We start from the raw sequence: 25,177 nt of genomic DNA, 5'->3' as shown, positions 1-25,177 counted from the left end.
GTTTGACGGGCGGGCAACCTCGGCAGGCAAGCAACCTATGCCGCCGGACAGCCCGGCGCCAGGGCCGGGCGACCGTCACGGCCAGCTATAGCCGCCGATTTGGCGCATGTCGAACCCGATGGCACCAATGCCTCCAATAGAAGAAGTAATCAGGATATTTACTTCTCCCGGATGCGTGCTATGGCAGTCGGATCCCGCCCCTCCTGCCGCCAGGCCGATCGCCGCAGCATGCAACATATCGCCACCCTGCAGATCGTCCTGGGGGCCGTCGCCATGCTGGGCGGTCTCGGCCTGCTCGGGCTCGGGCTCGGGCGTGGCGGCGCGCCGGCGCGCCTGGCGGGGTTGGGCCTGCTGATCATCGGCGGGGCCTGCGCCTGGACCGGCCTAGTGGCCGATGCCCGCGGCCTTCCCGTTGGCGGCTTGCGCCGCGAAGCGTTCCAGACCGAGCCCGGCGATCGGCAGGTTGGTGGCGCCGTGGATCGCCAGGTCCGCCACCACCGACCCGCAGATCGGCCCGAGCTGAAACCCGTGCCCCGAATAGCCGAAGCTGTGGATGATGCCGTCGGCGGCGAGCGAGCGGCCCAGCACCGGCAGATGATCGACCGTCTCGGCCTCGATCCCGCACCAACTGCGCACGAGGCGGGCGCCCTGCATCAGCGGAAATAGCGCGATCGCCGCCCGGGCGCTACCGGCCAGGTTGGCGAAGTTGATCCGGGTCTTCTCGGTATGGCGGTCGGCCGTCCCTTGCTGGCCGCCGCCGATCACCACGGTGCCGGCGTCGCTCTGCTTGAAGGACAGCTTGCGGCCCACCGACGCGATCACCGGGTCGAGGAAGCGCGGCATCCGCTCGGTCACCATCATCATCGAGGCGCGGACGCGGAGGTCGACGGCATCGCCCACCATCGCCGCCACGTCACCGGCCCAGGCGCCGGCCGCGTTCACCACGATGGGCGCGCGATAGCGGCCATGCTCGCCCACCGCCAGCCAGTCGGCGCCGGCCCGCTCCAGCGCCACCAGCCCCTCGCCCTCGCGCACCTCGGCACCCAATGCCGCCGCCCGCCGGCCGAAGGCCAGCGTCGTGCGATAGGGGTCGGCGGCGCCGTCGTCGCGCACGATCAGCCCGCCGACGCAGTGCGGCGCGATCGCCGGCACCAGCCGGCGCAGTTCGTCCCGCTCGATCAGTTCCTCATGCTCGAAGCCCAGGCGGCGCACCATCGCGACGCGCTCGGCCACCTTGGCCAGTTCGGCCGGCGTCTCGGCGACGCGGATCTGGCCATGGGCATGGAAGGCGCAATCGTCGCCGGTCAGCTCGCCGATGCGGCGCCACAGCTCCATGCCGGCGACCGACAGGCCGATCTCGGCCGGGTCGCGGTTCATGGTGCGGACGCCGCCGGCATTGATGCCCGACGAATGCCGCCCGACATGGCGGCGCTCCAGCACGACGACGCGCCGGCCACGCTGGGCCAGGTGGAGGGCGGCCGAGCAGCCGTGCAGACCGCCGCCGACGATGACGACATCGGCCTCGACGGTCATGTCCCGGAATCTTCGCCCAGCGCCGCCAATTCGCCCAGCGTCAACGGCTTCAGCGGCGGCCGGATGCGGAAGAAGCCGACCTCGGCCGGGGTGCGGCCGGTCGCCTCGGCGATGATGCCGGTCACCGTCAGGCCGCACATGCGGCCCTGACACGGCCCCATGCCGCAGCGGATGAAGGACTTGGCCTGGTTGGGGCCGACCGCGCCGATCCGCACGGTTTCGCGCACCTGGCCCGCCGTCACGGATTCGCAACGGCACGCGATCACGGCGTCGGCCGGCGCCGTCAGCCCGCGGCGAGGCCGGAACAGCGTATCGAGGAACGGGCGGATCGGCAGGTGCCGGCGCAGTTCGCGGCGCAGCGGCCGGGCCATTCGGTCGCGGGTGGCGTCGTCGATGCGGCCCAGCGATGCCGCAGCACCCAGCGCCACCAGCCGGCCGCGAGCCTCGGCAGCCCGCGCGCCCTCGATCCCGCCGCAGTCGCCCGCGACCAGGATCGCCGCGATGTCGGTACACCCCCACTCGTCGAGCCGCGGCCGGAAGCATTCCTGCCGCTCGTCCCATTCATGCGCGCAGCCGATCGCCATGGTGACATGGACGTTGGGCACCACGCCCTCGTGCAGCAGCAGCAGGTCGCAGGGCTTCTCGTGCCAGGTGCCGCCGCTGCGGAAGCGCACGCGCTCCACCCGGCCGTCGCCTGCGGCCTCGACCGCATCGGCGCGATGGCCGGGAATGCCCGACCGGCGGAGCGCGCCGCGCAGCTTCAGGCCCTTGCGCAGATAGGGGAGGTTGCGCAGCGCCGCCGACAGATGCGGGGCCGCCAGGAAGCCGTTGGCGGCCGGCGTGGTGTCGATATAGCCGGCGATCCGGCCGCCGGCCGCGATGATCTGCTGCATGTAGAGCAGCGGCAGCGGCCCGCTGCCGACGACCCAGGTCTCGCCCGCCGGCACCATGCCCGACGATTTCAGCAGGATCTGGCCCGCACCGACGCCCATCACGCCGGGCAGCGTCCAGCCCGGGATCGGCACCGGCCGCTCGGTGGCACCGACCGCGACCAGGGCGCGTCGGCCGGCAAAGGCGACCGAGCGCTGGCCATCGCTCGCCAGCACCTCGCCCGACGGCTCGACCTGCCAGACCTGCAGGCCGGGGCGGTAGGCGGCACCGCTGCGCCGGAACGCCTCCACGACCTGGCGGCCATGGGCATAGTCCGCGCCAAGGGCGGCGGCAGCCGGTCCCTTGGTCGCGCGCTCGACGGCGCGGTAGATCTGGCCGCCGGGCTCCGGCTGCTCGTCGACGACGACGGCCGACAGGCCCAGTTCGGCCGCCTGGGCGGCAGCCGCCAGCCCGGCCGGGCCGGCGCCGATCACGACCAGGTCAAAGGTCTCAGACATCGGCCGTCTCCGCGCTGCCGAAGGCGAGCGCACGCGCGCCGGCCTGGCGCTCGATCCGCATGCCGTCCCGCACCGGGACCAGGCAGGCCTGGCGCGACGGGACCCCGTCGATCACCATCAGGCAGTCGTAGCAGACGCCCATCATGCAGAAGGGCGCGCGTGGCTCGCCGTTCACGGGCGACGTGCGGGTCGCACCCATGGCGGCCAGCAGGGCCGCCGAGGCGGCCGTCTCATGGGTGGCGACCCGCATCGCCTGGCCGTCGACCGTGACGGCGACGGTGGCGCAGGCCGGGTCAGGCAGCTTGCGAAACATGGAATCGCCTCGGGTGGAAGGGTGCGAGCGTGTCGGGCAGGCGGTGGGCGAGGAACGCCTCCGCCAGGTCGTTGGCATGGACGGCCGCCAGGGTGTTGCCGGAATGGCAGATGGCGACATAGGCGCCCGGATGGGTCTCGGATTCCATGTAGACCGGAAAGCCATCCGGCGACAGCACGCGCAGGCCAAGCCAGGTGCGCACCATCTTCACCCGCGCCATGTCGGGGATCAGGCGGACGATGCGCTCGGCGATATGGACGGCGTTGGCGGTGGTGGCCCGCGTCGTGAGGTCGGGGGCCGCTTCGTGGGTCGTGCCGATCATGATGGTGCCGTCGCGCGTCTGGCGCACGCCGCTGGCCGGGATCGGCAGGATCGGCGCCACCCGCTCGGTGATGATGAGCTGGCCGCGCTCGGGCACGATCGGCGCTTCCAGGCCCAGCGTCGCCGCCAGCCCGGTCGTGCCGTGGCCGGCCGCCAGCACCACCTTGCCGGCGCGGAACGGACCGGCCGGGGTGTCGATGACGAAGCCGCCACCGTCGCTCTGGATCGCCTGGGCCGGTGCATCCGGGCGGTAGGCGATGCCGACGCGCTTCAGGGCGCCATGCAGCGATTGCAGCAGGCGCAGCGGGTTGGTCACGCCGTCATGCGGCCCGAACGAGGCGCCCACCATCTCGGGCCCGAAGCGGACGCCGGGATAGAGCGCCTCCACCGCCTTGCGGTCGATCATCCGGGTCTCGTAGACCCATGGCTCGACCTGATTGTGCATGCGCTGGATGGTGTTGCGGCGGTGTTCGAACTCCGCCTCGCCCAGGCAGAAGGCGATGCCGCCCTTCTGCTCGTGCTCCGGGTCGATGCCGGACAGGTCCTGGAGATAGGCCGCGAACTCGGTCCACAAGTCGGCGGAGCGCCGGGTCCAGCGGCCATATTCCGGCATGCCGTCGCCCTTCGACTGCAGCCAGACCAGCCCGAAATTGACCCGCGATGAACGCAGCGCGGTGTCGCCCTGGTCGAGGATCGCCACCCGGGCGCCGCGCCGGGCCAAGCCCAGGCCGATCGACGAGCCGACCACCCCGCCACCGACCACGACGAAATCGAAACTGGCCTCCGCCATGCCCCTAGCCCTCCGGCAGCACCACCGCCGGATGACCATACGCGGCTCGGGCGCACCGGCGCCATCGGCCGCGGGACAAAAAATAGGGCGCTACTGGTCGCCGCCGGTCCGCCGCAACACTGCCTCGTGCCGCTCCAGCACCTGGTCCAGGCCGGCCCCTTTGGCCAGCCGGTCGCAGGCCTGCATCAGGTCGTCGAAGGAATCGCCGGCCAAGCCGCCGCGCTCGGCCTTGTCGTCCGGGATGGTCACAGGCTGACGGTATGGCCCTGGATTGCCCGGAGGGAGGGTCAATCGCTGAGACATCGCGAAATCTCCTTTCGCCATGGATCGGCTAAAGTGATCGCCTCCGAGCATCCTGGTGGGGATTTGTGGCGGGACTTGGGCGTTATTCCAGCGGCTCGGTCGCGATGCGAACCCGGCCATCGGCGATCACCTGGTCCAGCAGCAGGCAACAGGCGTAGAGGGCATCCAGCAGCGGCGTCGGCGTGTCGGTCAACCGGCCGATCTCGGATACCGCACCCACCAGCGCATCGACCTCGAGCCGGCGGCCGGCCTCCACGTCCTGGTGGGTGGAGGTGCGCACCGCGCCCAGCGCGGCCGAGTTCGCCAGGCGCGCGTCGAGCGCCACCGGGAACGCGACGCCGACGCTGCCGGCCACCCGGGCCACCTCGACCATCAGGTTGCGGGCCAGTTCGCGCGCCGGGCCATGAGCATAGATCTGCCCGATGGTGGCGTGGGCCAACGCGCCGATCGGGTTGAGCGCGGCGTTGCCCCACAGCTTGAACCACTTCTCGGCCCGGATGTCGGGCACGACCGGGGCGCGGATGCCGGCCTCGGCGAACATGCGCGACAACGCCTCCACCCTGGCCGACACGGTGCCGTCGGGCTCGCCCAGGGGGAAGCGGTCGCGCTCGCTGTCGCCGCCCTCGACGACCCCCGGCTCGACGATCCGGTAGGCGCCCCAGGCGACGCTGCCGATCACCCGGTGCCCGTCGACATGGCGCGAGACGATGCCGCCAGGGTCGACCGTTTCCAGCCGGGTGCCCTCCAGCGCACCGCCATGGCAATGGAAGTACCACCAGGGCAAGCCGTTCTGCAGCGCCACCACGGGCGTGTCCGCCGCGAAGAGAGCCGGCAGGTCGGGGGCGACCGGCGGGATCTGGTGCGACTTGCCGGCGAGGATGACCAGGTCCTGCGGGCCGGCCTCGGCCACCTGCGCCACCGCGCGGACGGAAGTGGCCCGGCGCACGGCGCCATCCCGGCCAAGATGGCCCAGACCGTCACGGTCGATCGCTTCCCGGTGCGGGCCGCGGGTGACGAGCGATACGGCATGCCCGGCGGTCGCCAAGCGAAAGCCCAGCACCCCGCCGACGGCGCCGGCTCCGACGATACAGATGCGCATCGATCCTCTTCTCCGGTTGGGCGGCCGCACAATCCGCCGTGCCCGATCGCGCCACCGGAACGGAATCGCGGAGCCCTGGTTTGTCCTGCTAATCCACCATGAAAGGACACTGCCCCATGGCGAGCGAAGCTGATGCCGTAGCCCTGCTGAAGAGCGACCATCGCAAGGTAGAGGAATTGTTCGAGCAGTTCGAGAAGGCCAAGGACGGCACGCGCAAGCGCAAGCTGGCCGACCAGATCTGCCTGGAACTGGCCGTGCACGCCAAGATCGAGGAGGATGTCTTCTATCCGGCCTGTCGCGGCAAGATCGAGGAAGACCTGCTCGACGAAGCCCATGTCGAGCATGACGGCGCCAAGGTGCTGCTGGCCGAGATCGCCGCCACCAGCCCGGACGACGAGTTCTTCGACGCCAAGGTCAAGGTGCTGTCCGAGATGATCAAGCACCATGTCGAGGAAGAGGAGAAGCGGGTCGAGGGCATGTTCTCGCAGGCCCGCAAGGCCGGCCTGGACATGGACGCACTCGGCCGGACGATGGCCGCGCGCAAGCAGGAACTGACCGCCAGCTACACCAAGTCGGGCATCCCCAGCCCCGAGACGCCGACCTTCTCCGGCACCAGGCTCGCCGCCGCGGCCTGATTTGCAGCGGCACGCCGGTCGCCGGCATCGCCCGGCGACCGGAGGCCGCTCGCGGCAGCGTCCGCCGTCTGGTATTCCTCGATCGCGCCTGGGCCTTCGAAATACCGACGCATGCCCGCATCGTCGCCGAACAGGATCGGGATCTGCGAGCGGTACTCGCTGAATGCCGCAATCTTGCCGGCCAGTTCGGGCGGCGCCAGCCGCCTGCGCCGATAGGGGCCGACGAAGCATCGCCGTCCCTGGGCATAGTAGAAGTCCCGGTAGAGTATGACGGCCAGGCCCGCCGCCATCAGCGGGGCGGCCAGGCCGCGGCACAGCACATGGTCGACATGCCCGCCCAACCCGTACGGCAGGTAGACCGTGGCCGGCTTGCCGCCCAGCCCGGCCAGGACAGCGGGCACGATCAGATCGGCAAGCCGATCGTCGCCCGGCGCCGGCCGCCCGCCGATCATCTCCGAACCGCCATAGAGACTGGCGCCACCATCGTCGCGGCGATAGAGCGCATCGGGAATATCCAGCCACGCCGACCGGCAGCTCAGCATGGCACAGGCGCGGGCATCTTCGCGGCGGCGCTCCTCGACCGGTTGCGGCCCTGCGCCCCAACGTTCGTGTATTCGCCGGGCCAGCGGCGACAGCGTCCCACCGGGCAGGCCGCCGAAGACAGTCAGCACGCGAACCGAGCGCCCCCTGGCGGCCAGCCTCGCGATCAGCCCGCCGCAGGATCCAACGGCGTCATCGAAATGGGGCGACAGGAAGAGGTGCTGGCGCATGGCCATCCCATGAAGACATCCTGGCCCTGAATAGGCCCTGGACGCCAGCCTGCCCAGCCCCTGGCAGCATGATCAGTCGGGGATATCCGCACGCACGCCGGACGCCTGCAGCAACAGCACGGCCTGCTTGTTGAAAGACACGAAAGTCTCGCCGCCGAGCGCCCTGCCACCATGGGCGATCACGCCATCGGCGAAGTCACCGCCGGCCTCCAGCAGCGCGATGCCGGCCTCGACGGCAGGGCGGTCCATCACGCATTCCGGGCTTTCGATGAGCCCTCGGAGCGTCCTGACGAGATCATCGGTCGGCTGACGATAGCCTCGGCGAAGGACCCAGACCAATTCACACAGAACCGGCAACGGTAGTGCGATCGTCTCAGCAGCGGCCAGGGTGCGTTGCGCGACCTCCGCCTGGGCAACGTCGTCGGCAACAATCGACCGCACGAGCACGTTCGTGTCAGCGGTGATCTTCACCGCCGACCTGCCCAGCCCTCTTCTGCGATCCGGGCGATTTCCTCGATCGACAGGGGTGCGGTCCCCTCGCACCTGAGGGTGCCGAAAATGTCCCGGATCGAGCGACCCGTCTCGGCCGGGCGCACGGTAATGCTCCCCCCGGGCAGCTTGTCCACGTGCAGCTTCTGACCCGGCCGCACGCCAAGATGCTGCAGCAATTCCTTCTTCAACGTGATCTGGCCTTTGGCTGTAACCGTCAAGGTCGCCATGCAGCCCTCTCTTGTTTCATCAAATGTAAGGTGATGATACCTTACGAGCAAGATTGATCCATGAACGCCTGACGTCGGTGGTCACGTCTCGATCATGTCGCGGATGCGGGTGGCCAGCGTCTCCATGGCGAAGGGCTTGGTGATCATCGCCATTCCCGGGTCGAGGAAGCCGTTGGCCAGTGCGGCATTCTCCGCATAGCCGGTCATGAACAGGACCTTCAGCCCGGGGCGGCGCTCGCGCGCGGCGTCGGCGATCTGGCGGCCGTTCAGACCCGGCAGCCCCATGTCGGTGACCAGCAGGTCGATCCGCGGCGCCTGCCGCAGGATGGCCAGCGCGGCGTCGCCGTCGGCCGCTTCCAGTGCGCGATAGCCCAGGTCCTGCAGCACGTCGACGATCAGGCCACGCACCACCGCCTCGTCCTCCACCACCAGCACGGTCTCACCGTCCTCGGCCTGGTGGGCGACGGTGAGTTGGGGCATGGCGTCGGCTTCCACCGCACCGCCGCGATGGCGCGGCAGGTAGAGCTTCACCGTCGTGCCGCGCCCGACCTCGCTGTAGATCTTGGCATAGCCCTCCGACTGGCGGGTGAAGCCGTAGATCATCGAAAGGCCCAGGCCCGTGCCTTGCCCGATCGGCTTGGTCGTGAAGAACGGATCGAAGGCCCGCTGCACCACCTCCGGCGCCATGCCGGTGCCGGTGTCGGTCACGCACAGGCACACGTACTGGCCGGCGGCGATGTCGCGCTGGCGGGCGACATAGACGGAGTCGAGATGGGCGTTGGCCGTCTCGATGGTGAGACGGCCGCCGTCCGGCATGGCGTCGCGCGCATTGATGGCGAGGTTCAGCAGCGCGCTCTCGAGCTGGTTCTGGTCGCATAGCGTCAGCCACAGGCCGCCGGCCAGGACCAGCTCGATGGCAATGCGCTCGCCCATCGTGCGGCGCAACAGGTCTTCCATCGAGGAGACGAGGGCGTTCACCTGCACCGGCTTGGGGTCGAGCGGCTGCCGGCGCGAGAAGGCGAGCAGGCGATGGGTCAGGGCCGCCGCGCGGCTGGCCGAGGTCATGGCGCCCGACACATAGCGGTCAAGCTCGCCGGTGCGGCCCTGGGCGATCCGCTTCTTCACGAGGTCGAGCGAGCCGGTGATGCCCTGCAGCAGGTTGTTGAAATCATGGGCGATGCCGCCGGTCAGTTGGCCGACCGCCTCCATCTTCTGGGACTGGCGGAGCGCGTCCTGGGTCTGCTCCAACTCGGCCTGGCGCAGCCGCTCGGCCGTCACGTCCCGGGCCACGGCATAGAAGCGGCCGTCCTCGGGCACCGCCATCCACGACAGCCAGCGATAGGAGCCGTCGCGATGGCGGAAGCGGTTCTCAAAGCTGGTGGTCCTGCCCCCGCCCTGCAGCCGCAGGCGCTCCGCATCGGTCGCCCGCACGTCGTCGGGATGCTCCAGCCAGCGCGAGGTGCGGCCGACCAGTTCATGCTCGCGCCAGCCCAGCGTCGCCTCCCAGGCCGGGTTCACCGCCAGCCAGACGCCATCCAGGTCGGTCACCACCAGCATGTCCTGGCTGACCCGCCAGATGCGCTCGCGCGCCTGGGTCTGCTCGGCCACACGCTCCTCCAGCGTGGCATTCAGTTCCGCCAGCCGGTCGACGGCCATCTTCTGGTCGTCGATGTCGGTGTTGGTGCCGATCCAGCGGATCACCTGGCCGCCATCGCCGAATACCGGCACGGCGCGCGCCAGGAACCAGCGATAGGCGCCCGTCGCGTCGCGCAGCCGGAACTCCACCTGGTAGTTCTGATGCGTGGCCACCGCCAGGGTCCAGGCCGCAAGTGCTGCGGGCAGATGTTCGGGATGGACCACCCTTGCCCAGCCTTCGCCATCGAGCTCCCCCGGGGCCGCGCCCGTGAACCCATATACCCGGGCGTTGAACCAGAAGAGCCGGCCATCGGCATCGGCCATCCAGACATGCTGGGGTGCCGCTTCCGCCAGCGACTGGAATAGCGCCTCGCTCGCGCGGGACGCCGCCCGCGCCTGGGCGCGCTCGATCGCCGACAGGGCGCGGGCGGCACCGTCGCGCAGCAGGGCCAGGTCGTCGGCCGACCAAGCGCGCGGCTCGCAATCATGGACGTAGAGGATCGCGGCCAGGCGGCCACCATCCATGACCGGCAGGTTCAGGAGCGCACGGATGCCGAGCCGGGCGAAGCTGGCAGCGCCGGCCGCCGTCGCCGGGTGGTGGGCGACATCGGCCACCGACACGCTGTCGCCGCGCCGCAGCAGGGCGGCGAAGGCCTGGCCGAACTCCTCCAGGCGATGGCGGCCGGCGACGCTGGCGACCCGGCCGTCGGTCCAGTCGCGCACAATCTCGGCATATTCGCCGGTGGCATCAATGGTGGCGAAGCCCGCGCGGGCGCCGCCCACGGCCCGGCCCAGCATCTCGGCCGCCACCAGGGCGATCTCGTCGATCTGGTCAAGCTCGCGCAGGCGCTCGCCCATCTCGTAGAGCACCGCCTGGCGCTGCTCGGCGCGTACCCGGTCGGTGACGTCGAAGCCCTCGATGAAGATGCCGGGCGCGGCGGCCTCGGGGTCGATGCGCTGGTAGATGAAGTCGAGGAAGCGCTCCTGCGCCGGCCCGCCCGGCTGTGGCCGCAGCAGGACCCGCATCTCGCGGCCGACGAAGGCCTCGCCGGTATGCAGCACCCGGTCGAGGATCTGGGGGAAACCCTGCTCCGACAGCTCCGGCAGGACGGCCGCCAGCGGTCGGCCGACCAGGTCGCGATCGCCGACCAGTGTCAGGAACGCATCGTTGGCCAGTTCGAACACCTGATCGGGCCCGCGCATCACCGCCATGAAGCTGGGCGCCTGGCGGAACAGCTCCTTCAGCCGCATGCTCTCCGTCGCCAGCCGGCGATTGAGCCGGACCCGCTCGGTCGTGTCGATCGCGGTGCAGAGGACGCCCGCCACCGCGCCGCTCTCGTCGCGCACGGGCGTGTAGAACAGGTCGAACCACAGCTCCTCGGCAACGCCGTCGCGCTCCAGCCGCAGCAGATGGTCGCGCGCCGTGCGCGCCTCGCCGCGGAAGCCCGCCGCCAGCATCTGGCGGTTCCAGTCCCAGATCTCGGGCCAGATGGCGGGAACGGTGCCGCCCAGCGCCTCCGGGTGCTTCTTCCCGGCGATCGCGACATAGCCCTCGTTGTAGACCATGGCGTGGTCGGGACCCCACATCAGCACCATGGCGATCGGCGACTGCAGCACCATGTCGACGGTCGTGCGCAGGCTCTGCGGCCAGCTATCCTGGCGGCCAAGGCTGGTCCGCGACCAGTCGAACGATCGCACGAGGGTCTCGATATCGGTCACGGTACGGTCTTCCGGCTGTACGACGGCTTCACGGGATCGCTGCCAGGATGGCAGCATCGTCGGCATCGAACGGCAGCAGGCGGGTGCCGGCCTCGGCCAGCAGGCGGCCCAGCATTCCCCCGTAGGGGCCGCCCTCGACCAGCGCCAGGTCGATGCGGTCATGGCCGATGCCATGGCCGATCAGGTGGTCCTTGGGCATGACGAGCAGGGCCGCATCGGCCTCGGGATGCTCCAGGATGCGATCCACCGCCCAGGCGGCGCCTGATCGCGGCGGTACGCGCAACCGGTCGGTGCCGACGTGCAGTTCGTCGGGCCCCGCCAGCGCCACCGTCCAACCGTGGCGCTGCCCGAGCGCCGCCGCCAGCCGGCCGGCCCGGCCGGCCATGGCCGGGGATACCGGCCCCGTCGTTGCGAACAGGATGAAGGGCAGCGGCCCCCGGCGTGCCGGCGGCAGGATGCGGTCGACCAGCCGCCCCGGCACGTCGACGCCGCGCAACCGGCCGGTGACGGCGATGTTGTCGAGGCCGGGGCCGGCATTCACCTCGCACACGCCGGCCGGCCCGTCCTGCCAGGGTTGGCCGATATCCGCCATGCGGATGTCGATGCCGGCGATCTCCAGCCCCATCAGCCGGGCGATGCGCACGGCCAGCGCCGCATTCTCGGGATGCACGCCATCGCTGGTGTCGCGATAGGTGCCGCCATGCTTGCGGAAAGGCAGCGGGTTGACCAGGACGGTACGGCCGGCCGCGGGCACGCGGTCCAGGCCCAGCCCCTGCCAGGCGAGGCAGCGCTCGACGGCCGGCTGCACCACGATCGGCCCGGACCAGGCATCGGCCGGGGCCAGGCGGGCCGGATCGGCATTGGCGGCGGCGATCAACGCGGCAACCGTGGCGCGCCCGTCGCCGACCACGACCGGCGCCACCCGCTCATAGACCGCGCACACAGCACCCGCCGCCACCAGGATGCGGTATTCACGGCCCGGCACGTATTTCTCGACGATGATGCCGCCGCCGGTCCCGCGACCCTGGGCGGCGGCGAAGGCGTCCGGGATCTCATCGCCGATGAACACGACCGACACGCCGCGGTTCCACCGGCCGTCGCGCGGCTTCACCACCACGGGCAGGCCGAACGCGGCCGCCGCCCGCCCGGCCTCGTCGGCCGAGGCGACGACGCGGTGGCGCGGCACCGGCACGCCCTGCTCGGCCAGATGGCGGTTGGCCAACGTCTTGTCGCTGGCCATGCGGACGGCGATGAACCCCGTCTCGCCGGTGATCGCGGTCAGCAGCCGCCGCTGCCGGCGCCCCTCGCCCAGTTGGATGCAATCGGGAAAGCTGGCCAGCCGCCGCCAGCGCACGCCGAGCCGGCGGCAGGCACCGATGATCTCCGCCTGGTCGAGGTCGGGGCGCCATCCCGCCACCATGCCGGCTATGGCGGACAGTTGGGCGGCCACCCGCCCGTGCAGCGCGTCATCGGCCGGCCGCACCGCCAGCCAGGCCACCAGGTCGGTCGCCAGGCGCAGGATTTCCTCGGTCGACGGCCCGTGCTCCAGCGGGATGACCACCTCCCACGGATCGACAGCGGCCGCCGGGCGCAGCGCCAGCGCGTCGGCCGTCGCCAGGCCGTGCTCAGCCAGCAGGCGGCCGGCCACCGCCCGGATCAGGTCAACGCCCGTCCCGGCCGCCGGCAGCGTCGCGGCGTCGATTGCAGTTCCGGCGGCACGCAACGCCTCCGCTGTCCGGCCAGCGAGGGCGGCGTCGGCGGCCGGCGGGTCACCCGGCAGGCGCCCACGCAGCCGCGCGACCACGACATCGCGGTCGGCATAGGCGTTGATGCCACGGAAATGCCGGATGGCGCCGATCGCGACGAGGGGGCGATCCCCAGGTTGGGGATCGCCCATGCCCGTCGAACCCGCGCCGTAGTCCGTCTAGGACCCTGTCGGGCGGCTCAGCCGGCCGCGACCGCGGCGGCAGCGGGCTTGCGTGCCGCCCGCGGCTTGACCGGGGGCTTGGCGGCCGCCCGTTCGGCCAGGGCGGCCCGGATCGCCGGCAGCATGGCCGCCGCCTGGGCCTTCTGGCCGGCGGTGCCGTTCTGCTCCAGGCGCTCGGCATTCATGCTCAACGTCTGCAGGTCGTCGTCGGGAAGTTGCGGCAAGCGGGCCAGCAACCGCGCGCGCGCCTCCGCCTCCCTCGCCTCTTGGGCGGCTCTTGCCTTGGCGGATTCCTTTGCCGCCTTGGCCTCGGTGGTATGCCGTCCATCTGCCATGGCGTCCACCTCTCCAGATCCGTAGCCGCCGGAAGGGCGGCATCACCGGTATGTAGCGGGAAGACCGCCGCCGGCCATGGCTATGGACCGGCGGTCATATGTCACCCGTTCCCTTATCCTATTCCGAATGCGGCACGAATGACACTGCCGTCCGAGAAATGGCTGTGACCGGCCGAATTGGCACGGCCTCCCAGGGCATCCGGCGCCGACTCGGCCCCCCGGTCAGCCCGCCGGGTGCGGAACCTGCACGCCGGCGGCCAGCGCCCAGGGCTCGGCCGTGATCGGCCGCGTCAGCAGGCCGTGGATGGCGTCCTCGATCGACAGCCCACCATCCAGGATCGCCTTGACCGTGGCGCAGATCGGCATGTCCACCCCCAGCCGGTCGGCCAGCTCGGTCACCGAGCGGGCGTTGGCCCAGCCCTCCACCACCGCCGTCCGGCCGGCCAGCGCCGCTTCGATCGACAGGCCGCCGCCCAGCGCCTTGCCGAACGAGAAGTTGCGCGACTGCTCGCTGGAGCAGGTCAGCGTCAGGTCGCCCACACCGGCCAGCCCGCTCACCGTATCGCGCCGCCCGCCCAGCGCATCGGCCAGGCGCTGCATCTCGGCCAGTCCGCGGGCGATCAGGGCCGCGCGGGGGTTGGACCCGTATCCCCGGCCCGCCGCCATGCCGCAGGCGATCGCCAGCACGTTCTTGACGGCGCCGCCGACCTCCACCCCCGCTGGGTCATCCGAGACATAGGGGCGGAAGGTGGCCGTCCCCATCGTGACGGCCAGGCGCGCGGCCAGCGGGTCGATGCCGCCCGCCGTGGGCGGCACGGCGATGGTGACGGCCGTCGGCTGCCCGGCCGCGGCCTCGTCGGCGAAGCTGGGGCCGGACAGGACGGCGTGGGGCCGGCCCGGCATTTCGGCCGCCACCACCGCGGTCATCAGGGCGCCGGTTCCGGCCTCGATGCCCTTGCTGCAAACCAGCACCGGCACGCCCGGGGCCAACTGCCGCTCGACCTCGGCCGCGACCCGGCGCAGGAACTGCGATGGGATGACGAGCAGCGCCAGGTCGGCGCCGTGCAGGACCGCGTCCAGCCGGCTCGTGATGGCGATGGCGGGCGGGATCACGTGGCCCGGCAGGAACGGGTTGCGCCGGCTGTCCGCTGCCGCCCGGGCGGCTTCGGGCTCGCGGATCCACAGCCGCACGCTGCGCCCGGCGCGCTCGGCCACCATCGCCAGGGCGGTGCCCCAGGCGCCGCCGCCGACCACCGCCACCGTGCCGAACGGCAACGGCGCCGCCTCCCCTGCCCGCTCGTCCGCCATCCCGCTGCTCCTCTCCATCCGCCGTCCGCCTTCCAGTAGCACCGCCGGGCGACGGAAGCATGACCGGCCGCCTGCAGGATGCAGCCCCCCGGATGATGCAGCCCCCCTATTCCGAAACAGCAAGGCTCCGCACATGGCACCGGCCGGGCCGCGGGGTATGTTGCAGTGCAAAGTAATTTTGAGGCGCCCCTGCGCCGAAGGTTCCAGGTCGAGCAATGCCCCCCAGCCACCCCGCGGGCGATCCGCCGCCCAAAACCCACCGCGAGATCCGCTCCACCATCTTCGGCCTGATGATGGCGATGATGCTGGCGGCCCTCGACCAGACCATCGTCGCCACCGCCATGCCGACGATCGGGCGCGACCTGGGCGACTTCCAGAACCTGCCCTGGGTCATCACCGCCTACCTGATCGCGGCCACGGCCGTGGTGCCGCTCTATGGCCGGCTGGCCGATACGCACGGCCGCCACATCACGATGCTGTCGGCCATCGTCATCTTCGTGGCGGGCTCGGTCGCCAGCGCCATGGCGCCGTCGGTGGCAGCACTCGCGGTCGCGCGCGCGATCCAGGGGCTGGGCGGCGGCGGGCTGGTCGCCCTGGCCCAGACCATCATCGCCGACGTCGTGCCGCCCAAGGAGCGCGGCCGGTATCAGGTCTATATCGCCAGCGTCTTCGCGGCATCGGGCGTCGCCGGCCCGGTCCTGGGCGGCTTGATCGCCCAGCACCTGCACTGGTCGGTCATCTTCTGGCTCAACATCCCCTGCGGGGCGGCCGCCCTCTTCATGACCAACTCGGTCCTGAAGAAGATGCCGCGCGTGCATCGCCGCCGGCGGATGGACTTCGCCGGCGCCGGCCTGATGGTGGCGGCCACGACCACCCTGCTGCTGGCCCTCAACTGGGGCGGCGTGCGCATGCCCTGGTCGTCACCCGTCATCATGGCGCTGCTCGTCACGTCGGCGATGATCTGGCTGCTCTTCATCGCCCGCATCCGCACCGCCGACGAGCCGCTGATCCCGAGCGAGCTGCTGCGCAACTCGGTCGTCATGCTGGGCATCACCTCGGCCGGGTTCGGCATGGGCACCTTCATGGGCCTCACCTTCTTCGTGCCGATCTATCTGGAGCTGGTGGTCGGCCTGTCCGCCAGCCAGTCGGGCCTGGCCCTCATCCCGCTGCTGGTCGGCACCGTGACGGGCGCCATCACGTCGGGCAACGTCATGGCGCGCGTGCGCCACTACAAGCGCCTGCCGATGGTGGGCCTGGCGATCTCCACCAGCGCGCTGGCGACGCTGGCCCTCTTCCCCCAGGGCCTGCCGCTGTGGGGGCTGGAGATCCTCTTCGCGGTCGCCAGCTTCGGCGTCGGCACGTCCTTCCCGGTCACCACGGTCTGCATCCAGAACGCGGTGCAGATGCACATGATGGGCAGTGCGACCGCGACCATGCACTTCTTCCGCCAGCTCTCTGGTGCCTTGGTGATCGCCGGCTTCGGCGCCATCGTGCTGGGCAGCGGCGTGGTCGCCGGGCGCGGTGCCGGCACGGTCCTGTCGGCCGCCAACAGCGCCACGCTGGTCGCCAGCTTCCAGTGGGTGTTCCTGGCCGCCGCGATGGGCGTCTCCACCGCGCTCTGCGCCTTCGTGATGATGCGCGAACTGCCGTTGCGCGACCGCGTCTCGACGGCACCCGTCACCGCCCCTGCCGCGGGGGATTGAACCCGCCCGGCGAATTGCCTTGACCTCCACTTAGGTCGAGGTCCTATCACCGCCCTCCCGACAAGAAGGAGGGCGCATGGCGACCCCGGGCTGGCGAGAACTGTTCAGCGGCGGGCATGGCGGCCGCGCCGTGGCCCTGGCGGCCGGCGTCACGCTGCATGCCGTGAACATCTTCGTCGTCACCACCATCATGCCCTCGGTGGTGGCCGAGATCGGCGGGCTGGCCTACTACGCCTGGAACGCCACCCTCTTCATCGTCGGCTCGATCATCGGCTCGGCCCTGTCGTCGGAGCTGCTGGCCCGGCGCGGCGTGCGCGGCGCCTACCGGCTGGCCGCGGTCTGCTTTGCCGCCGGCACGCTGATCGCGGCACTGGCGCCGGCCATGCCGGTGCTGCTGCTCGGCCGCGGCATCCAGGGGCTGGGCGGCGGCATGCTGTTCGCGCTGTCCTATGCCCTGATCCGGCTGGTCCTGCCGCAGGAGCTGTGGCCGCGGGCGATCGCGCTAGTATCCGGCACCTGGGGCGTGGCCGCGCTGTCCGGCCCCTTCGTCGGCGGCATCTTCGCCGAAATCGGGGAATGGCGGCTGGCCTTCTGGTCCGTGCTGGCAGCCACCGCCGCCTTCGCGCTGCTCTGCGCCCGTGTCCTGCCGTCGCCATCGGCCGCCCCGCGGGTGGAGGCGCCGCCGCGCTTTCCGGTGCGCCGCCTGGCGCTGCTGGCGGGTGCTGCCCTGGCCATCTCGGGCGCCAGCGTGATCCCCAGCATCTGGGTCAATGCCGCCGGCATGGCGGTCGCCATCGCGCTGCTGTTCGCCATGGTGCGGATCGAAAGCGGGGCCGCCGTGCGGCTGCTGCCGTCAGACGCGCTGCGGCCGGGCACGCCGCTGGGGGCCGTCTACCTCACCATGGCGCTGACGACGGTCGGCACCAACTGCATCGTCTTCGTGCCGCTGCTGCTGCAGACGCTGCACGGGCTGACGCCGCTGGGTGCGGGCTACCTGACCGTGCTGCAGGCGCTGGGCTGGACGGTGGGATCGCTGCTGTCGGCCGGCTCCGGACCCGGCCGGGTCGCGCGGTCGATGGTGCTGGGGCCGGCCGCCATGACTATCGGCCTGGCGCTGCTGGCATGGCGCATGCCGCTCGCGAGCCACAGCGACCCGGCCGCGATCGCCACCATCGGCTGCCTGCTGGCGGTGGTCGGCATGGGCGTCGGCTTCAGTTGGCCGCACCTGCTGACCCGGGCCATGACGGTGGCACCCGACGGCGAGCGCAGCCTGGCCAGTTCCTCCATCTCCACCGTCCAGCTCGTCACCAGCGCGTTCGCCTCGGCCCTGGCCGGCGTCGTCGCCAACCTGGCCGGCATCACCGATCCCGGCGGGGCCGTGGGCGGGGCCAATGCCGCCCTCTGGCTGTTCGGCCTGTTCGCGCTGGGGCCGCTGACGGCGGCAGCCGCCGCCGCCCTGCTGATCGCGCCCGCCGTCAGGAGCGCGAGAACAGAAGCATAGACAGCGTCAGCACGAGCAGCCCGAGATTGATCCCCCACCAGCCCTGGCGCCGCTTGCCGTCCGGCAGCGCGCGGTCGCGCAGGCGTTGCAGCCCGTACCACATCAGCAGCGCGCCGCCGCCGGTCGCCAACCCCAGCAGCATGCCCGCCATGCCTGCCGGCATGGCGCCCTACTCCGCGTCCGTCTCGACCGGACTGTCGCCGAGGCCGGTCATCATCGCCTTCACGTCGTCGGTGGCGAGCGCCAGCCGCGCCACGTCGGTCGCGCGCAGCACGATCGCCGTTCCGGGCTTGCCCATGCGGAAGAAGGGATAACTGCCGATCTCGACCTCGGCGAAGCGATCCTGGATGGCCGACAACTCGGCCGCCATCGCCCCTTCGGGCAGGGTGCTGGTCACCGTGCGCGACTGCATCGGCAGGCCGCCGGTCAGGCTGTGGCGCAGGCTTTCGAACATCGCCCGCATGATCGCCGGCACGCCCGCCAGCACGAAGACGTTGCCGATGCGGAAGCCGGGCGCGATCGACACCGGGTTGTCGATCAGCTCGGCCCCTTCCGGCGTGTTGGCCATGCGCAGGCGCGCCTCGTTCAGCCCGCCCGGCGGATAGTGCGCCTGGAGCCGGCGCACCGCCTCGGGGTTGCGGATAAGCGGCAGGCCGAAGGCGGCCGCCACGCATTCCGAGGTGATGTCGTCATGGGTCGGCCCGATGCCGCCCGTCGTGAAGACATAGTCGAACTGCCCGCGCACGGCGTTGACCGTGTCGATGATGGTCTGCGGCACGTCGGGGATGACGCGCGCCTCCATCAGGCGCACGCCCGACAGGTTAAGCTGCTCGGCCAGGAAGGCCAGGTTGGCGTCCTTGGTGCGGCCCGACAGGATTTCGTTGCCGATGATGAGGACGCAGGCGGTGACGGTCTTCCGCTCGGGACTGGAATCGGACAAGGCTTGCTCCTTGGGACGCGCGGGGTGGCTGGCGCCAGCTTCTACCGGCTGCGCCGGCATCCCGCGACCGGATATTGGCGAAGGGGAAGACCACCATGCTGCGCCTGTTCATCGCCGGCTTCGCCTTCTCGCCCTTCCGCGCCCGCGTCGACGAGATGCCCTGGGCGATCACCCAAGCCTTGCCCGACCTGCTGGCGACGATGCTGGCCGGCGGGCTGGGGTCGACCTATGCCATCAACGAAGGCGTGGCGATCCACCGCGACGCCATCGTCGAGACGGGGGCCGTGGTGAAGGGGCCGGCGATCGTCGCATCCGGCTGCTACGTCGCCGCGGGCGCCTATCTGCGCGGCGGCGTCTGGCTGGACGAGGGCTGCACCATCGGCCCGGGATCGGAGGTGAAATCCTCGCTGCTGTTCGCCGGCAGCCGGCTGGCCCATCTCAACTTCGTCGGTGATTCCATCCTGGGCGCCGACGTCAATTGCGAGGCCGGCGCCGTCATCGCCAACTTCCGCAACGAGCGTAAGGATCGGCGCATCCGCATCCTCCAGGACGGCGAGGTGATCGACACGGGCGTGGAGCGCTTCGGCGCGGTCCTGGGCGACGGCGCGCGGATCGGCGCCAATGCCGTGATCGCGCCGGGCGCCCTGCTGGCGCCGAGCCAGGTCGTGCCGCGCCTGGGCCTCGTCGACCAGTCGCCGGAGGCATAGGGCAGCCCCATGCGCTTCCCCTTGCCGCTGGTGCCGGCGACGCTGCTGCGCCGCTACAAGCGTTTCCTGGCCGACGTGCAACTGGCGGACGGGCGCGAGGTGACCGTCCATTGCCCCAACCCCGGCGCCATGCTGGGCATGGCCCGGCCGCTGGCCCGGATCTGGCTGTCGCCGGCCACCGCCCCCGGCCGCAAGCTGCCCTTCGGCTGGGAGTTGGAGGAAGTGGACGGGCACCTGGTGGGAATCCATACCGGGCACCCCAATATCCTGCTGGCCGAGGCGGTGGCGGCCGGCCGAATCGCCGAACTGGCGGGCTACGGCACCGCCCGGCGCGAGGTCGCCTATGGCCGCAACTCGCGCATCGATCTGCTGCTGACCCAGCCGGGCTTCCAGGACGAACCGGGGCGGCCACCCTGCTGGGTCGAGGTGAAGAACGTCCATCTGCGGCGCGGCGACCGGGCGGAGTTCCCCGACTGCGTGACGCTGCGGGGCGCCAAGCACCTGGAGGAGCTGGGCGACCGGGTGGAGGCGGGCGACCGCGCGGTCATGGTCTATGTCGTCCAGCGCGGCGATTGCCGCGGCTTCGCCATTGCCGGGGACCTCGACCCCGGCTATGCCAGGGCTCTCGTGCGGGCCAGGGCGCGTGGCGTGGAAATCTTGTGCTATTATTGTGACGTGCGGACCGATGGAATCGAGATCGCCCGGCCGCTGCCCCTGATGCTGGATGCGCCGGGGTGCTGATATGAGGGAAGACACTGCCATGAACCGAAACCTCGCCGTCCGCCCGGACCCCGAAGAGCGCAGCATCAAGATCCATGGCGCCGAGGCGTTCGCCGGCATGCGCAAGGCGGGCCGGCTGGCGGCCGAGACGCTGGATTTCATCACGCCCCACGTGCAGCCCGGCGTCAGCACCGACGAGCTGAACCGGCTCTGCCACGAATTCATCGTCGAGCACGGCGCGATCCCGGCGCCCCTGAATTACAAGGGCTTCCCCAAGTCCATCTGCACCTCGATCAACCATGTCGTCTGCCACGGCATCCCGAGCGAGAAGCGGGTGGTCGACGGCGATACGCTGAACATCGACGTGACGGTCATCCTGGATGGCTGGTACGGCGACACCAGCCGCATGTACATGGTCGGCGACAAGGTGCCGCTGAAGGCGCGCCGGCTGATCGACGTCACCTACGAGGCGATGATGCGCGGCATCCGCGCGGTGCGCCCGGGCGCCACGGTGGGCGACATCGGCCACGCCATCCAGAGCTATGCCGAGGGCCAGCGCTTCTCGGTCGTGCGCGATTTCTGCGGCCACGGCATCGGCCGCATCTTCCACGACGCGCCGTCGATCCTGCATTTCGGCCGGCCGGGCCATGGCCCGACGCTGCGGCCGGGCATGTTCTTCACGGTCGAGCCGATGATCAATGCCGGCCGCTACGACGTGAAGATCCTGGCGGACGGCTGGACCGCCGTCACCAAGGACAAGTCCCTGTCGGCGCAGTTCGAGCATACGGTCGGCGTCACCGACAGCGGCTTCGAGATCATGACTTTGTCGCCCACCGGCATGGACCAGCCCCCCTACAAGACCGCCTGATCGAAGGCGCCGCACGGTCCCCGGGGGCAGGATGGCACGCGCGTCGAACCGGCCGGGGCTCGACGATGCGGCGGGCCTGCTGCCGCTGGAACCGGCAGACTATGAAGGCCATCGCGAGCGCCTGCGCGAACGCTTCCTGGCCGGCGGCGGCGATGCGCTGGCGGACTATGAAATGCTGGAACTGGTGCTGTTCCTGGCCATCCCGCGCCGGGACGTGAAGCCCGTCGCCAAGCGCCTGATCCAGCGCTTCGGCAGTTTCCACGGCGTGCTGGCGGCCGAGCTGGCCCAGCTTGCCACGGTGAAGGGCATCGGCGAGGCGACAGCCGCCGCCATCAAGACCGTGCATGCGGCGGCCTTGCGCTTCGCCCGCGAGGCGATCATCGACCGGCCGGTGATGAGCTCCTGGCAGAAGGTGCTGGACTATTGCCGGGCGGCGATGGCGCACAACGAGCGGGAAGAGTTCCGCATCCTCTATCTCGACGCCAAGAACGGCATCATCCACGAGGAGCAGCAGCAGGTCGGCACGGTCGACCACACGCCGGTCTACCCGCGCGAGGTGGTGAAGCGCGCGCTGGAGCGCGGCGCTTCCTCCATCATCATGGTCCACAACCACCCGTCCGGCGACCCCACCCCCAGCCGCGCCGACATCGCGATGACCAAGGAGGTGGCCAAGGCCGCCGCCACGCTCGGCATCGCGCTGCACGACCACATCATCATCGCCCGCGGCCGCCATGCCAGCCTGAAGGGGATGGGCTTGATCTGACCGGCGGCGATGCCGCCGAGTGCTAACTCAAAGGCGGAATTCGGCGCCGATCAGCAGTTCCCACCGGACCCACTGTTCCGGGCTCATGGCCTGCCGGGCCTCCGCGAGCGCCGCCGTGCGGATCCTGCCGGTTGCCTCTTTCTTCTCGGCGGCACTCATGGCCGATGACTTGTGCAGGCCCGATAGCTGGTCGCCCATCGCATCGCCCACCTTCGACAGCCGCTCGGTTTGGGCGGGCGTCAGCTCCAGGTACTGGATCACCGCTGGCCGGCCGAAGGCCCGGACACCGAAGGTGTGGATCTCGATCTGCCTCAGACGCTGGTTCTGGGCGGCGCTGATCACGCTCTCCAGTCTTTTGAACGTATCGGCGTTGACGGCTATGAACAGGTCCTTCACCAGCGGCACCCGCTCGGCCTTGGTGGCCGGCTTCAGCGCCGTCTCGAATTCCACCCGCTGGCTCTCGATGACTGCATTGGAAATGCCCTGGGCGGCGCGGGCCTGCTCGGCCGTGAGCCCGAGATGCGCGATCACGGTCGGATTGTGCAGCAGGCGGTTCAGGTGCCCGCGGTTGCCATCCGGACCGGGAGCGGCCGCGCTCGCGGTCTGGGCGAACAGCACGGCCGAGAAGAGTGCGATGGCGCCGAGGCGAAATTTAGACATGCGGACATGGTGCGAGGCCATTTCCTGCTCCTGATGGTGAGTTGGCTGAAAGCTTGGTGACCGGCCGCGTCAGAACGTCACTTTGGCGTTCAGGAACACGGAGCGCGGCAGCCCCTGGTTCATGAAGACGCCGCTGGAGCCGGACACGTACTTCTTGTTGAAGATGTTCTCCGCCCTGAGCCGCAGCTCCAGGCTTTCGTACTGCCATCCCAGGCTGAGATCGAACCGCGAGTAGTCTGGCAGGCGATACGAGTTCTCGTTGTCGCCCTGACGGTTGCGAACATAGATATAGCCGACGCCCGCATCCCACAGACCGAAGTCGGTATCGAGGCTGTAGTTCAGCATGGCCGTCGCCTTGTGCTTCGGCACGTTCGCGGGCGTGTTTCCCTTGTAGAGAACGGATTCGGTGAATTCCGTATCGAGATAGCTGTATCCACCGATGAACGTTAAATTGTCGGTGATCTTGCCGACCACCTCCAGCTCCATGCCCTTGACCTCCTGGTCGCCGGCGATGATCGACAGCAGGCGATCGGCCGGATCGGTCTCGACCCGGTTGGTCTGGGTGATCTGGAAGATCGACAGGGTCGAGGCGACGGCGTCGCCGAACCACTGGCTCTTCACGCCGATTTCCAACTGCTTGCCTTCGGAGAACGGCACCGGCCCGCCCGTCTTCAGCGTGCCCACCTGCGGCGTCAGCGAGGTCGAGTAGCTGATAAAGGGATTCAGCCAGTCGTTCTGGTTGAAGATGGCGCCGATCGCATAGTCGATCGCCTTGTCGGTGCCGCCGGTGTCGTTGAAGACGGTCCGGATATCGGTGTAGCGGAGGCCGCCGAACAGCTTCAGCTTCTCGCCGACCCGGGCGTAGTTCTGGATGTAGACGCCTTGTTCCCGGATGGTCCAGTCGACCGTGCCGGTGTAGGGGCCAAGGTCGCCCACCGATGCGAACACCGGATCGAGCGGGTTGATCGCGCCCCGGATCGTGCGCTGGACCCGCTTGCTGTCGTAGCCCTCGCGGCGATGCGAAACCCCGATGGTGGTCGTGTTCGCGACCACGCCGATCTGGTACTCGCCCTGCAGCTTGGCCCGCGCTTCCCGGTGCTCGAAATCCGTCTCGAACCGGATGACGTCCCGGTCGATCAGCGCGGTTCTCGACGGCGCGGTCCGGGTATTGGCCGAATCCCACAAGGCGTCGATGTGATTCTTGCCATAGCTGCCATCGACCGAGATCGACCACTGGTCGGTGATCGGGTGCCAGATGCTGGCGGTGGCAATGTGGTTCGTGTGCTTGGAGAAGCTGTCGTCGCTGACCAGCGACCGCCCGCCGAAGCCGAAGCTCCCGTCGCTGAAGCGCAGGATGCCGGGGTCGGCCACGCTGTTCTGCCGGCTGTATTCGTAGCCGAGATCGACCCTGGTCCCCCCGTCGCTCTGCCAGGCGATCTGCGGCTTCACGATGGTGCGGTCGTCGAAGCTGCTCGCGTGGTTCTTGCCGGTATAGGGCTGGTTCGCTTCCTGGGCCGTGGCGATCAGGCGGTAGGCCAGGCCGTTCAGCGCCGCCACCGGGCCGGTCAGGTCGACGGAGGCGCGCCGCGTATCAAAGCTGCCGATGGTGGTCGAGAGCTGGTTGCGGGTTTCGAAAAGCGGCTTCTTGGAGGTGTAGCTGACGATGCCGCCAGGAGACGCTGCGCCATAGAGGACCGAAGACGTGCCCTTCAGCACCTCGACGCGCTCGTACAATGACCGGTCATAGTGATAGTGCCGGCTGGCCGGCCGGTGCCCGTCGATATAGACCGAGTTCGACCGCGATCCGAGGCTGCCGCCCCTGGTGGTCGACGATTCGAAGCCGCGGATGGTGAAGGTGTTGGTCATCGAACTGCCCGTCGCCCCCGGGCCGGTTCCTGGGATGTACTGCAGGATGTCGTCGAGCCGCTGGACGTTGAGCCGCTCCATCGTCTCCGACGACATGACGTTCACGGTCGCCGGCGTTTCGATCAGCGGCGCGGCGACGTTGGTCGCGCTGCTGGCCTGGCGGGCGCGGAATCCCTCGACGGCGAGCTCGGCCCGGCCGCTGACCATCACCGGCACCAACGTGACGACCCCGCTCGAATCGCTCGTCGTCGCCATCTGCAACGACACGGTGTTCGGGCCGCTGAACCGGTAGGCCATGCCGGTGCCGGCGAGGAGGCGGTTGAGGCCGTCCTGGGCGGTGAACCGGCCGCGCAAGGGCGCACTGCGCAGGCTTCTGACCGACGCAACGTCGTAGATGAGTTGAAGCCCCGCCCGTTCGGCAAAGGTGAGCAATGCCGAGTTCAGGCTCTGGACGGGAATATCGAACTCGACCGTGCGTCGGGCGACCGCCGCCGATGGGCTGCCCTCCTGGGCCGCGAGCGGGACCGGCGCCAGGGCCGCCTGCATCGTGAGAAGCCCGGCGCCCGCGGCCATCCGCCCCAACCCGGAAAGGGCCAACCCGACCCGGGCCTTCACCGCCCCCCGGCGCACCGCCTTCGCCCCCATCGCTCGATC

Annotated in this window: 24 protein-coding genes; 7 read left to right on the top strand and 17 right to left on the bottom strand. The window is 70.3% G+C overall.

Annotation, left to right across the window (positions count from 1 at the left end; all coding sequences use genetic code 11):
• Window positions 1–384: 384 nt before the first annotated feature.
• The 6 genes from STVA_RS07175 to STVA_RS07155 form a co-directional block, all read right to left on the bottom strand.
• On the bottom strand, window positions 385–1,533 hold the full coding sequence (locus tag STVA_RS07175; protein WP_123689287.1) for an NAD(P)/FAD-dependent oxidoreductase: 1,149 nt from the start codon (window positions 1,531–1,533) through the stop codon (window positions 385–387).
• Window positions 1,530–2,921 (bottom strand): FAD/NAD(P)-dependent oxidoreductase, encoded by a 1,392-nt coding sequence (locus STVA_RS07170; RefSeq protein ID WP_123689288.1) that lies wholly within the window; start codon window positions 2,919–2,921, stop codon window positions 1,530–1,532. Before STVA_RS07170 ends, STVA_RS07175 begins: the two co-directional genes overlap by 4 nt.
• Window positions 2,914–3,234 (bottom strand): (2Fe-2S)-binding protein, encoded by a 321-nt coding sequence (locus STVA_RS07165; protein ID WP_123689289.1) that lies wholly within the window; start codon window positions 3,232–3,234, stop codon window positions 2,914–2,916. The genes STVA_RS07170 and STVA_RS07165 overlap by 8 nt, the downstream gene beginning before the upstream one ends.
• The gene (locus STVA_RS07160) at window positions 3,215–4,345 is read right to left on the bottom strand and encodes an NAD(P)/FAD-dependent oxidoreductase (protein WP_123689290.1); all 1,131 of its coding nucleotides are present in this window, start codon (window positions 4,343–4,345) and stop codon (window positions 3,215–3,217) included. The genes STVA_RS07165 and STVA_RS07160 overlap by 20 nt, the downstream gene beginning before the upstream one ends.
• A gap of 90 nt (window positions 4,346–4,435) precedes the next feature.
• Window positions 4,436–4,594 carry a hypothetical protein gene (locus STVA_RS27565; RefSeq protein WP_170216414.1) on the bottom strand — a complete coding sequence of 53 codons (159 nt, stop codon included), beginning with the start codon at window positions 4,592–4,594 and terminating at the stop codon, window positions 4,436–4,438.
• Between the two features lie 136 nt (window positions 4,595–4,730).
• Complete coding sequence (locus STVA_RS07155) at window positions 4,731–5,747, bottom strand: ketopantoate reductase family protein (RefSeq protein WP_123689291.1); 1,017 nt, start codon at window positions 5,745–5,747, stop codon at window positions 4,731–4,733.
• A gap of 116 nt (window positions 5,748–5,863) precedes the next feature.
• On the opposite strand from STVA_RS07155, the gene STVA_RS07150 reads away from it, so the two are divergent.
• Window positions 5,864–6,382 carry a hemerythrin domain-containing protein gene (locus STVA_RS07150; RefSeq protein ID WP_123689292.1) on the top strand — a complete coding sequence of 173 codons (519 nt, stop codon included), beginning with the start codon at window positions 5,864–5,866 and terminating at the stop codon, window positions 6,380–6,382.
• On the opposite strand, the gene STVA_RS07145 is transcribed toward STVA_RS07150, so the two are convergent.
• The 7 genes from STVA_RS07145 to STVA_RS07115 form a co-directional block, all read right to left on the bottom strand.
• A complete protein-coding gene (locus tag STVA_RS07145; protein WP_123689293.1) occupies window positions 6,310–7,158 on the bottom strand; it encodes a PIG-L deacetylase family protein in 849 nt (282 codons plus the stop codon). The genes STVA_RS07150 and STVA_RS07145 overlap by 73 nt on opposite strands.
• A gap of 66 nt (window positions 7,159–7,224) precedes the next feature.
• Window positions 7,225–7,623, bottom strand: a complete 399-nt coding sequence (locus STVA_RS07140; RefSeq protein ID WP_123689294.1) for a type II toxin-antitoxin system VapC family toxin — start codon at window positions 7,621–7,623, stop codon at window positions 7,225–7,227.
• On the bottom strand, window positions 7,620–7,871 hold the full coding sequence (locus STVA_RS07135; protein WP_123689295.1) for an AbrB/MazE/SpoVT family DNA-binding domain-containing protein: 252 nt from the start codon (window positions 7,869–7,871) through the stop codon (window positions 7,620–7,622). The genes STVA_RS07140 and STVA_RS07135 overlap by 4 nt, the downstream gene beginning before the upstream one ends.
• An 81-nt stretch (window positions 7,872–7,952) precedes the next feature.
• Window positions 7,953–11,225: a PAS domain S-box protein gene (locus STVA_RS07130; protein WP_170216415.1), complete on the bottom strand. Its 3,273-nt coding sequence runs from the start codon at window positions 11,223–11,225 to the stop codon at window positions 7,953–7,955.
• A gap of 28 nt (window positions 11,226–11,253) precedes the next feature.
• A complete protein-coding gene (locus tag STVA_RS07125; RefSeq protein WP_123689297.1) occupies window positions 11,254–13,122 on the bottom strand; it encodes an ATP-grasp domain-containing protein in 1,869 nt (622 codons plus the stop codon).
• A 47-nt stretch (window positions 13,123–13,169) separates the two neighbouring features.
• Entirely contained in the window at window positions 13,170–13,487 is a 318-nt protein-coding gene (locus tag STVA_RS07120) for a hypothetical protein (protein WP_142235694.1), read from the bottom strand.
• Window positions 13,488–13,709: 222 nt separating this feature from the next.
• Window positions 13,710–14,795 (bottom strand): NAD(P)H-dependent glycerol-3-phosphate dehydrogenase, encoded by a 1,086-nt coding sequence (locus tag STVA_RS07115; RefSeq protein WP_123689298.1) that lies wholly within the window; start codon window positions 14,793–14,795, stop codon window positions 13,710–13,712.
• A gap of 215 nt (window positions 14,796–15,010) precedes the next feature.
• Here STVA_RS07115 and STVA_RS07110 point away from each other — a divergent pair, with 215 nt between their 5' ends.
• Window positions 15,011–16,498, top strand: a complete 1,488-nt coding sequence (locus tag STVA_RS07110; RefSeq protein ID WP_123689299.1) for an MDR family MFS transporter — start codon at window positions 15,011–15,013, stop codon at window positions 16,496–16,498.
• A gap of 76 nt (window positions 16,499–16,574) precedes the next feature.
• Window positions 16,575–17,999, top strand: a complete 1,425-nt coding sequence (locus STVA_RS07105) for an MFS transporter (protein WP_123689300.1) — start codon at window positions 16,575–16,577, stop codon at window positions 17,997–17,999.
• Here the strand turns inward: STVA_RS07105 and STVA_RS07100 are convergent.
• Window positions 17,974–18,162 carry a hypothetical protein gene (locus STVA_RS07100; protein WP_142235693.1) on the bottom strand — a complete coding sequence of 63 codons (189 nt, stop codon included), beginning with the start codon at window positions 18,160–18,162 and terminating at the stop codon, window positions 17,974–17,976. The genes STVA_RS07105 and STVA_RS07100 overlap by 26 nt on opposite strands.
• Before the next feature lie 6 nt (window positions 18,163–18,168).
• The gene (locus tag STVA_RS07095; protein ID WP_245978280.1) at window positions 18,169–18,939 is read right to left on the bottom strand and encodes a competence/damage-inducible protein A; all 771 of its coding nucleotides are present in this window, start codon (window positions 18,937–18,939) and stop codon (window positions 18,169–18,171) included.
• Window positions 18,940–19,034: 95 nt separating this feature from the next.
• Here STVA_RS07095 and STVA_RS07090 point away from each other — a divergent pair, with 95 nt between their 5' ends.
• From STVA_RS07090 to radC, 4 genes are read left to right on the top strand one after another with little or no spacing between them, the layout of a single operon-like run.
• Window positions 19,035–19,646, top strand: coding sequence for an LbetaH domain-containing protein (locus STVA_RS07090; protein ID WP_123689867.1), 612 nt, complete (start codon window positions 19,035–19,037; stop codon window positions 19,644–19,646).
• Between the two features lie 9 nt (window positions 19,647–19,655).
• Complete coding sequence (gene sfsA / locus STVA_RS07085) at window positions 19,656–20,387, top strand: DNA/RNA nuclease SfsA (RefSeq protein WP_123689302.1); 732 nt, start codon at window positions 19,656–19,658, stop codon at window positions 20,385–20,387.
• Between the two features lie 19 nt (window positions 20,388–20,406).
• Window positions 20,407–21,234, top strand: a complete 828-nt coding sequence (map, locus tag STVA_RS07080; protein ID WP_123689303.1) for a type I methionyl aminopeptidase — start codon at window positions 20,407–20,409, stop codon at window positions 21,232–21,234.
• Window positions 21,235–21,265: 31 nt separating this feature from the next.
• The gene (gene radC, locus STVA_RS07075) at window positions 21,266–21,997 is read left to right on the top strand and encodes a RadC family protein (RefSeq protein WP_123689304.1); all 732 of its coding nucleotides are present in this window, start codon (window positions 21,266–21,268) and stop codon (window positions 21,995–21,997) included.
• 27 nt (window positions 21,998–22,024) lie between these two features.
• On the opposite strand, the gene STVA_RS07070 is transcribed toward radC, so the two are convergent.
• On the bottom strand, window positions 22,025–22,678 hold the full coding sequence (locus tag STVA_RS07070; RefSeq protein ID WP_123689305.1) for a hypothetical protein: 654 nt from the start codon (window positions 22,676–22,678) through the stop codon (window positions 22,025–22,027).
• A gap of 48 nt (window positions 22,679–22,726) precedes the next feature.
• Window positions 22,727–25,168, bottom strand: coding sequence for a TonB-dependent siderophore receptor (locus STVA_RS07065; protein ID WP_142235692.1), 2,442 nt, complete (start codon window positions 25,166–25,168; stop codon window positions 22,727–22,729).
• Window positions 25,169–25,177 lie beyond the last annotated feature (9 nt).

The sequence above is a fragment of the Stella humosa genome, from assembly GCF_006738645.1.
In the GTDB taxonomy this organism is placed as follows: domain Bacteria; phylum Pseudomonadota; class Alphaproteobacteria; order ATCC43930; family Allostellaceae; genus Allostella; species Allostella humosa.
The sequence above is the reverse complement of the archived record's forward strand: the minus strand, read 5'-3'. Positions and strand labels throughout refer to the sequence as shown.

What these genes read in the sequence shown, in the direction of transcription:
- sfsA (WP_123689302.1), top strand. Translation starts at nt 19,656, where the DNA reads ATGCGCTTCCCCTTGCCGCTGGTGCCGGCGACGCTGCTGCGCCGCTAC.
- STVA_RS07125 (WP_123689297.1), bottom strand. Translation starts at nt 13,122, where the DNA reads ATGGGCGATCCCCAACCTGGGGATCGCCCCCTCGTCGCGATCGGCGCC.
- radC (WP_123689304.1), top strand. Translation starts at nt 21,266, where the DNA reads ATGGCACGCGCGTCGAACCGGCCGGGGCTCGACGATGCGGCGGGCCTG.
- STVA_RS07170 (WP_123689288.1), bottom strand. Translation starts at nt 2,921, where the DNA reads ATGTCTGAGACCTTTGACCTGGTCGTGATCGGCGCCGGCCCGGCCGGG.
- STVA_RS07155 (WP_123689291.1), bottom strand. Translation starts at nt 5,747, where the DNA reads ATGCGCATCTGTATCGTCGGAGCCGGCGCCGTCGGCGGGGTGCTGGGC.
- STVA_RS07105 (WP_123689300.1), top strand. Translation starts at nt 16,575, where the DNA reads ATGGCGACCCCGGGCTGGCGAGAACTGTTCAGCGGCGGGCATGGCGGC.
- STVA_RS07090 (WP_123689867.1), top strand. Translation starts at nt 19,035, where the DNA reads ATGCTGCGCCTGTTCATCGCCGGCTTCGCCTTCTCGCCCTTCCGCGCC.
- STVA_RS07070 (WP_123689305.1), bottom strand. Translation starts at nt 22,678, where the DNA reads ATGGCCTCGCACCATGTCCGCATGTCTAAATTTCGCCTCGGCGCCATC.
- STVA_RS07150 (WP_123689292.1), top strand. Translation starts at nt 5,864, where the DNA reads ATGGCGAGCGAAGCTGATGCCGTAGCCCTGCTGAAGAGCGACCATCGC.
- STVA_RS07145 (WP_123689293.1), bottom strand. Translation starts at nt 7,158, where the DNA reads ATGGCCATGCGCCAGCACCTCTTCCTGTCGCCCCATTTCGATGACGCC.
- STVA_RS07135 (WP_123689295.1), bottom strand. Translation starts at nt 7,871, where the DNA reads ATGGCGACCTTGACGGTTACAGCCAAAGGCCAGATCACGTTGAAGAAG.
- STVA_RS07165 (WP_123689289.1), bottom strand. Translation starts at nt 3,234, where the DNA reads ATGTTTCGCAAGCTGCCTGACCCGGCCTGCGCCACCGTCGCCGTCACG.
- STVA_RS07120 (WP_142235694.1), bottom strand. Translation starts at nt 13,487, where the DNA reads ATGGCAGATGGACGGCATACCACCGAGGCCAAGGCGGCAAAGGAATCC.
- STVA_RS07160 (WP_123689290.1), bottom strand. Translation starts at nt 4,345, where the DNA reads ATGGCGGAGGCCAGTTTCGATTTCGTCGTGGTCGGTGGCGGGGTGGTC.
- STVA_RS07110 (WP_123689299.1), top strand. Translation starts at nt 15,011, where the DNA reads ATGCCCCCCAGCCACCCCGCGGGCGATCCGCCGCCCAAAACCCACCGC.
- STVA_RS07100 (WP_142235693.1), bottom strand. Translation starts at nt 18,162, where the DNA reads ATGCCGGCAGGCATGGCGGGCATGCTGCTGGGGTTGGCGACCGGCGGC.
- STVA_RS07115 (WP_123689298.1), bottom strand. Translation starts at nt 14,795, where the DNA reads ATGGCGGACGAGCGGGCAGGGGAGGCGGCGCCGTTGCCGTTCGGCACG.
- map (WP_123689303.1), top strand. Translation starts at nt 20,407, where the DNA reads ATGAACCGAAACCTCGCCGTCCGCCCGGACCCCGAAGAGCGCAGCATC.
- STVA_RS07175 (WP_123689287.1), bottom strand. Translation starts at nt 1,533, where the DNA reads ATGACCGTCGAGGCCGATGTCGTCATCGTCGGCGGCGGTCTGCACGGC.
- STVA_RS07065 (WP_142235692.1), bottom strand. Translation starts at nt 25,168, where the DNA reads ATGGGGGCGAAGGCGGTGCGCCGGGGGGCGGTGAAGGCCCGGGTCGGG.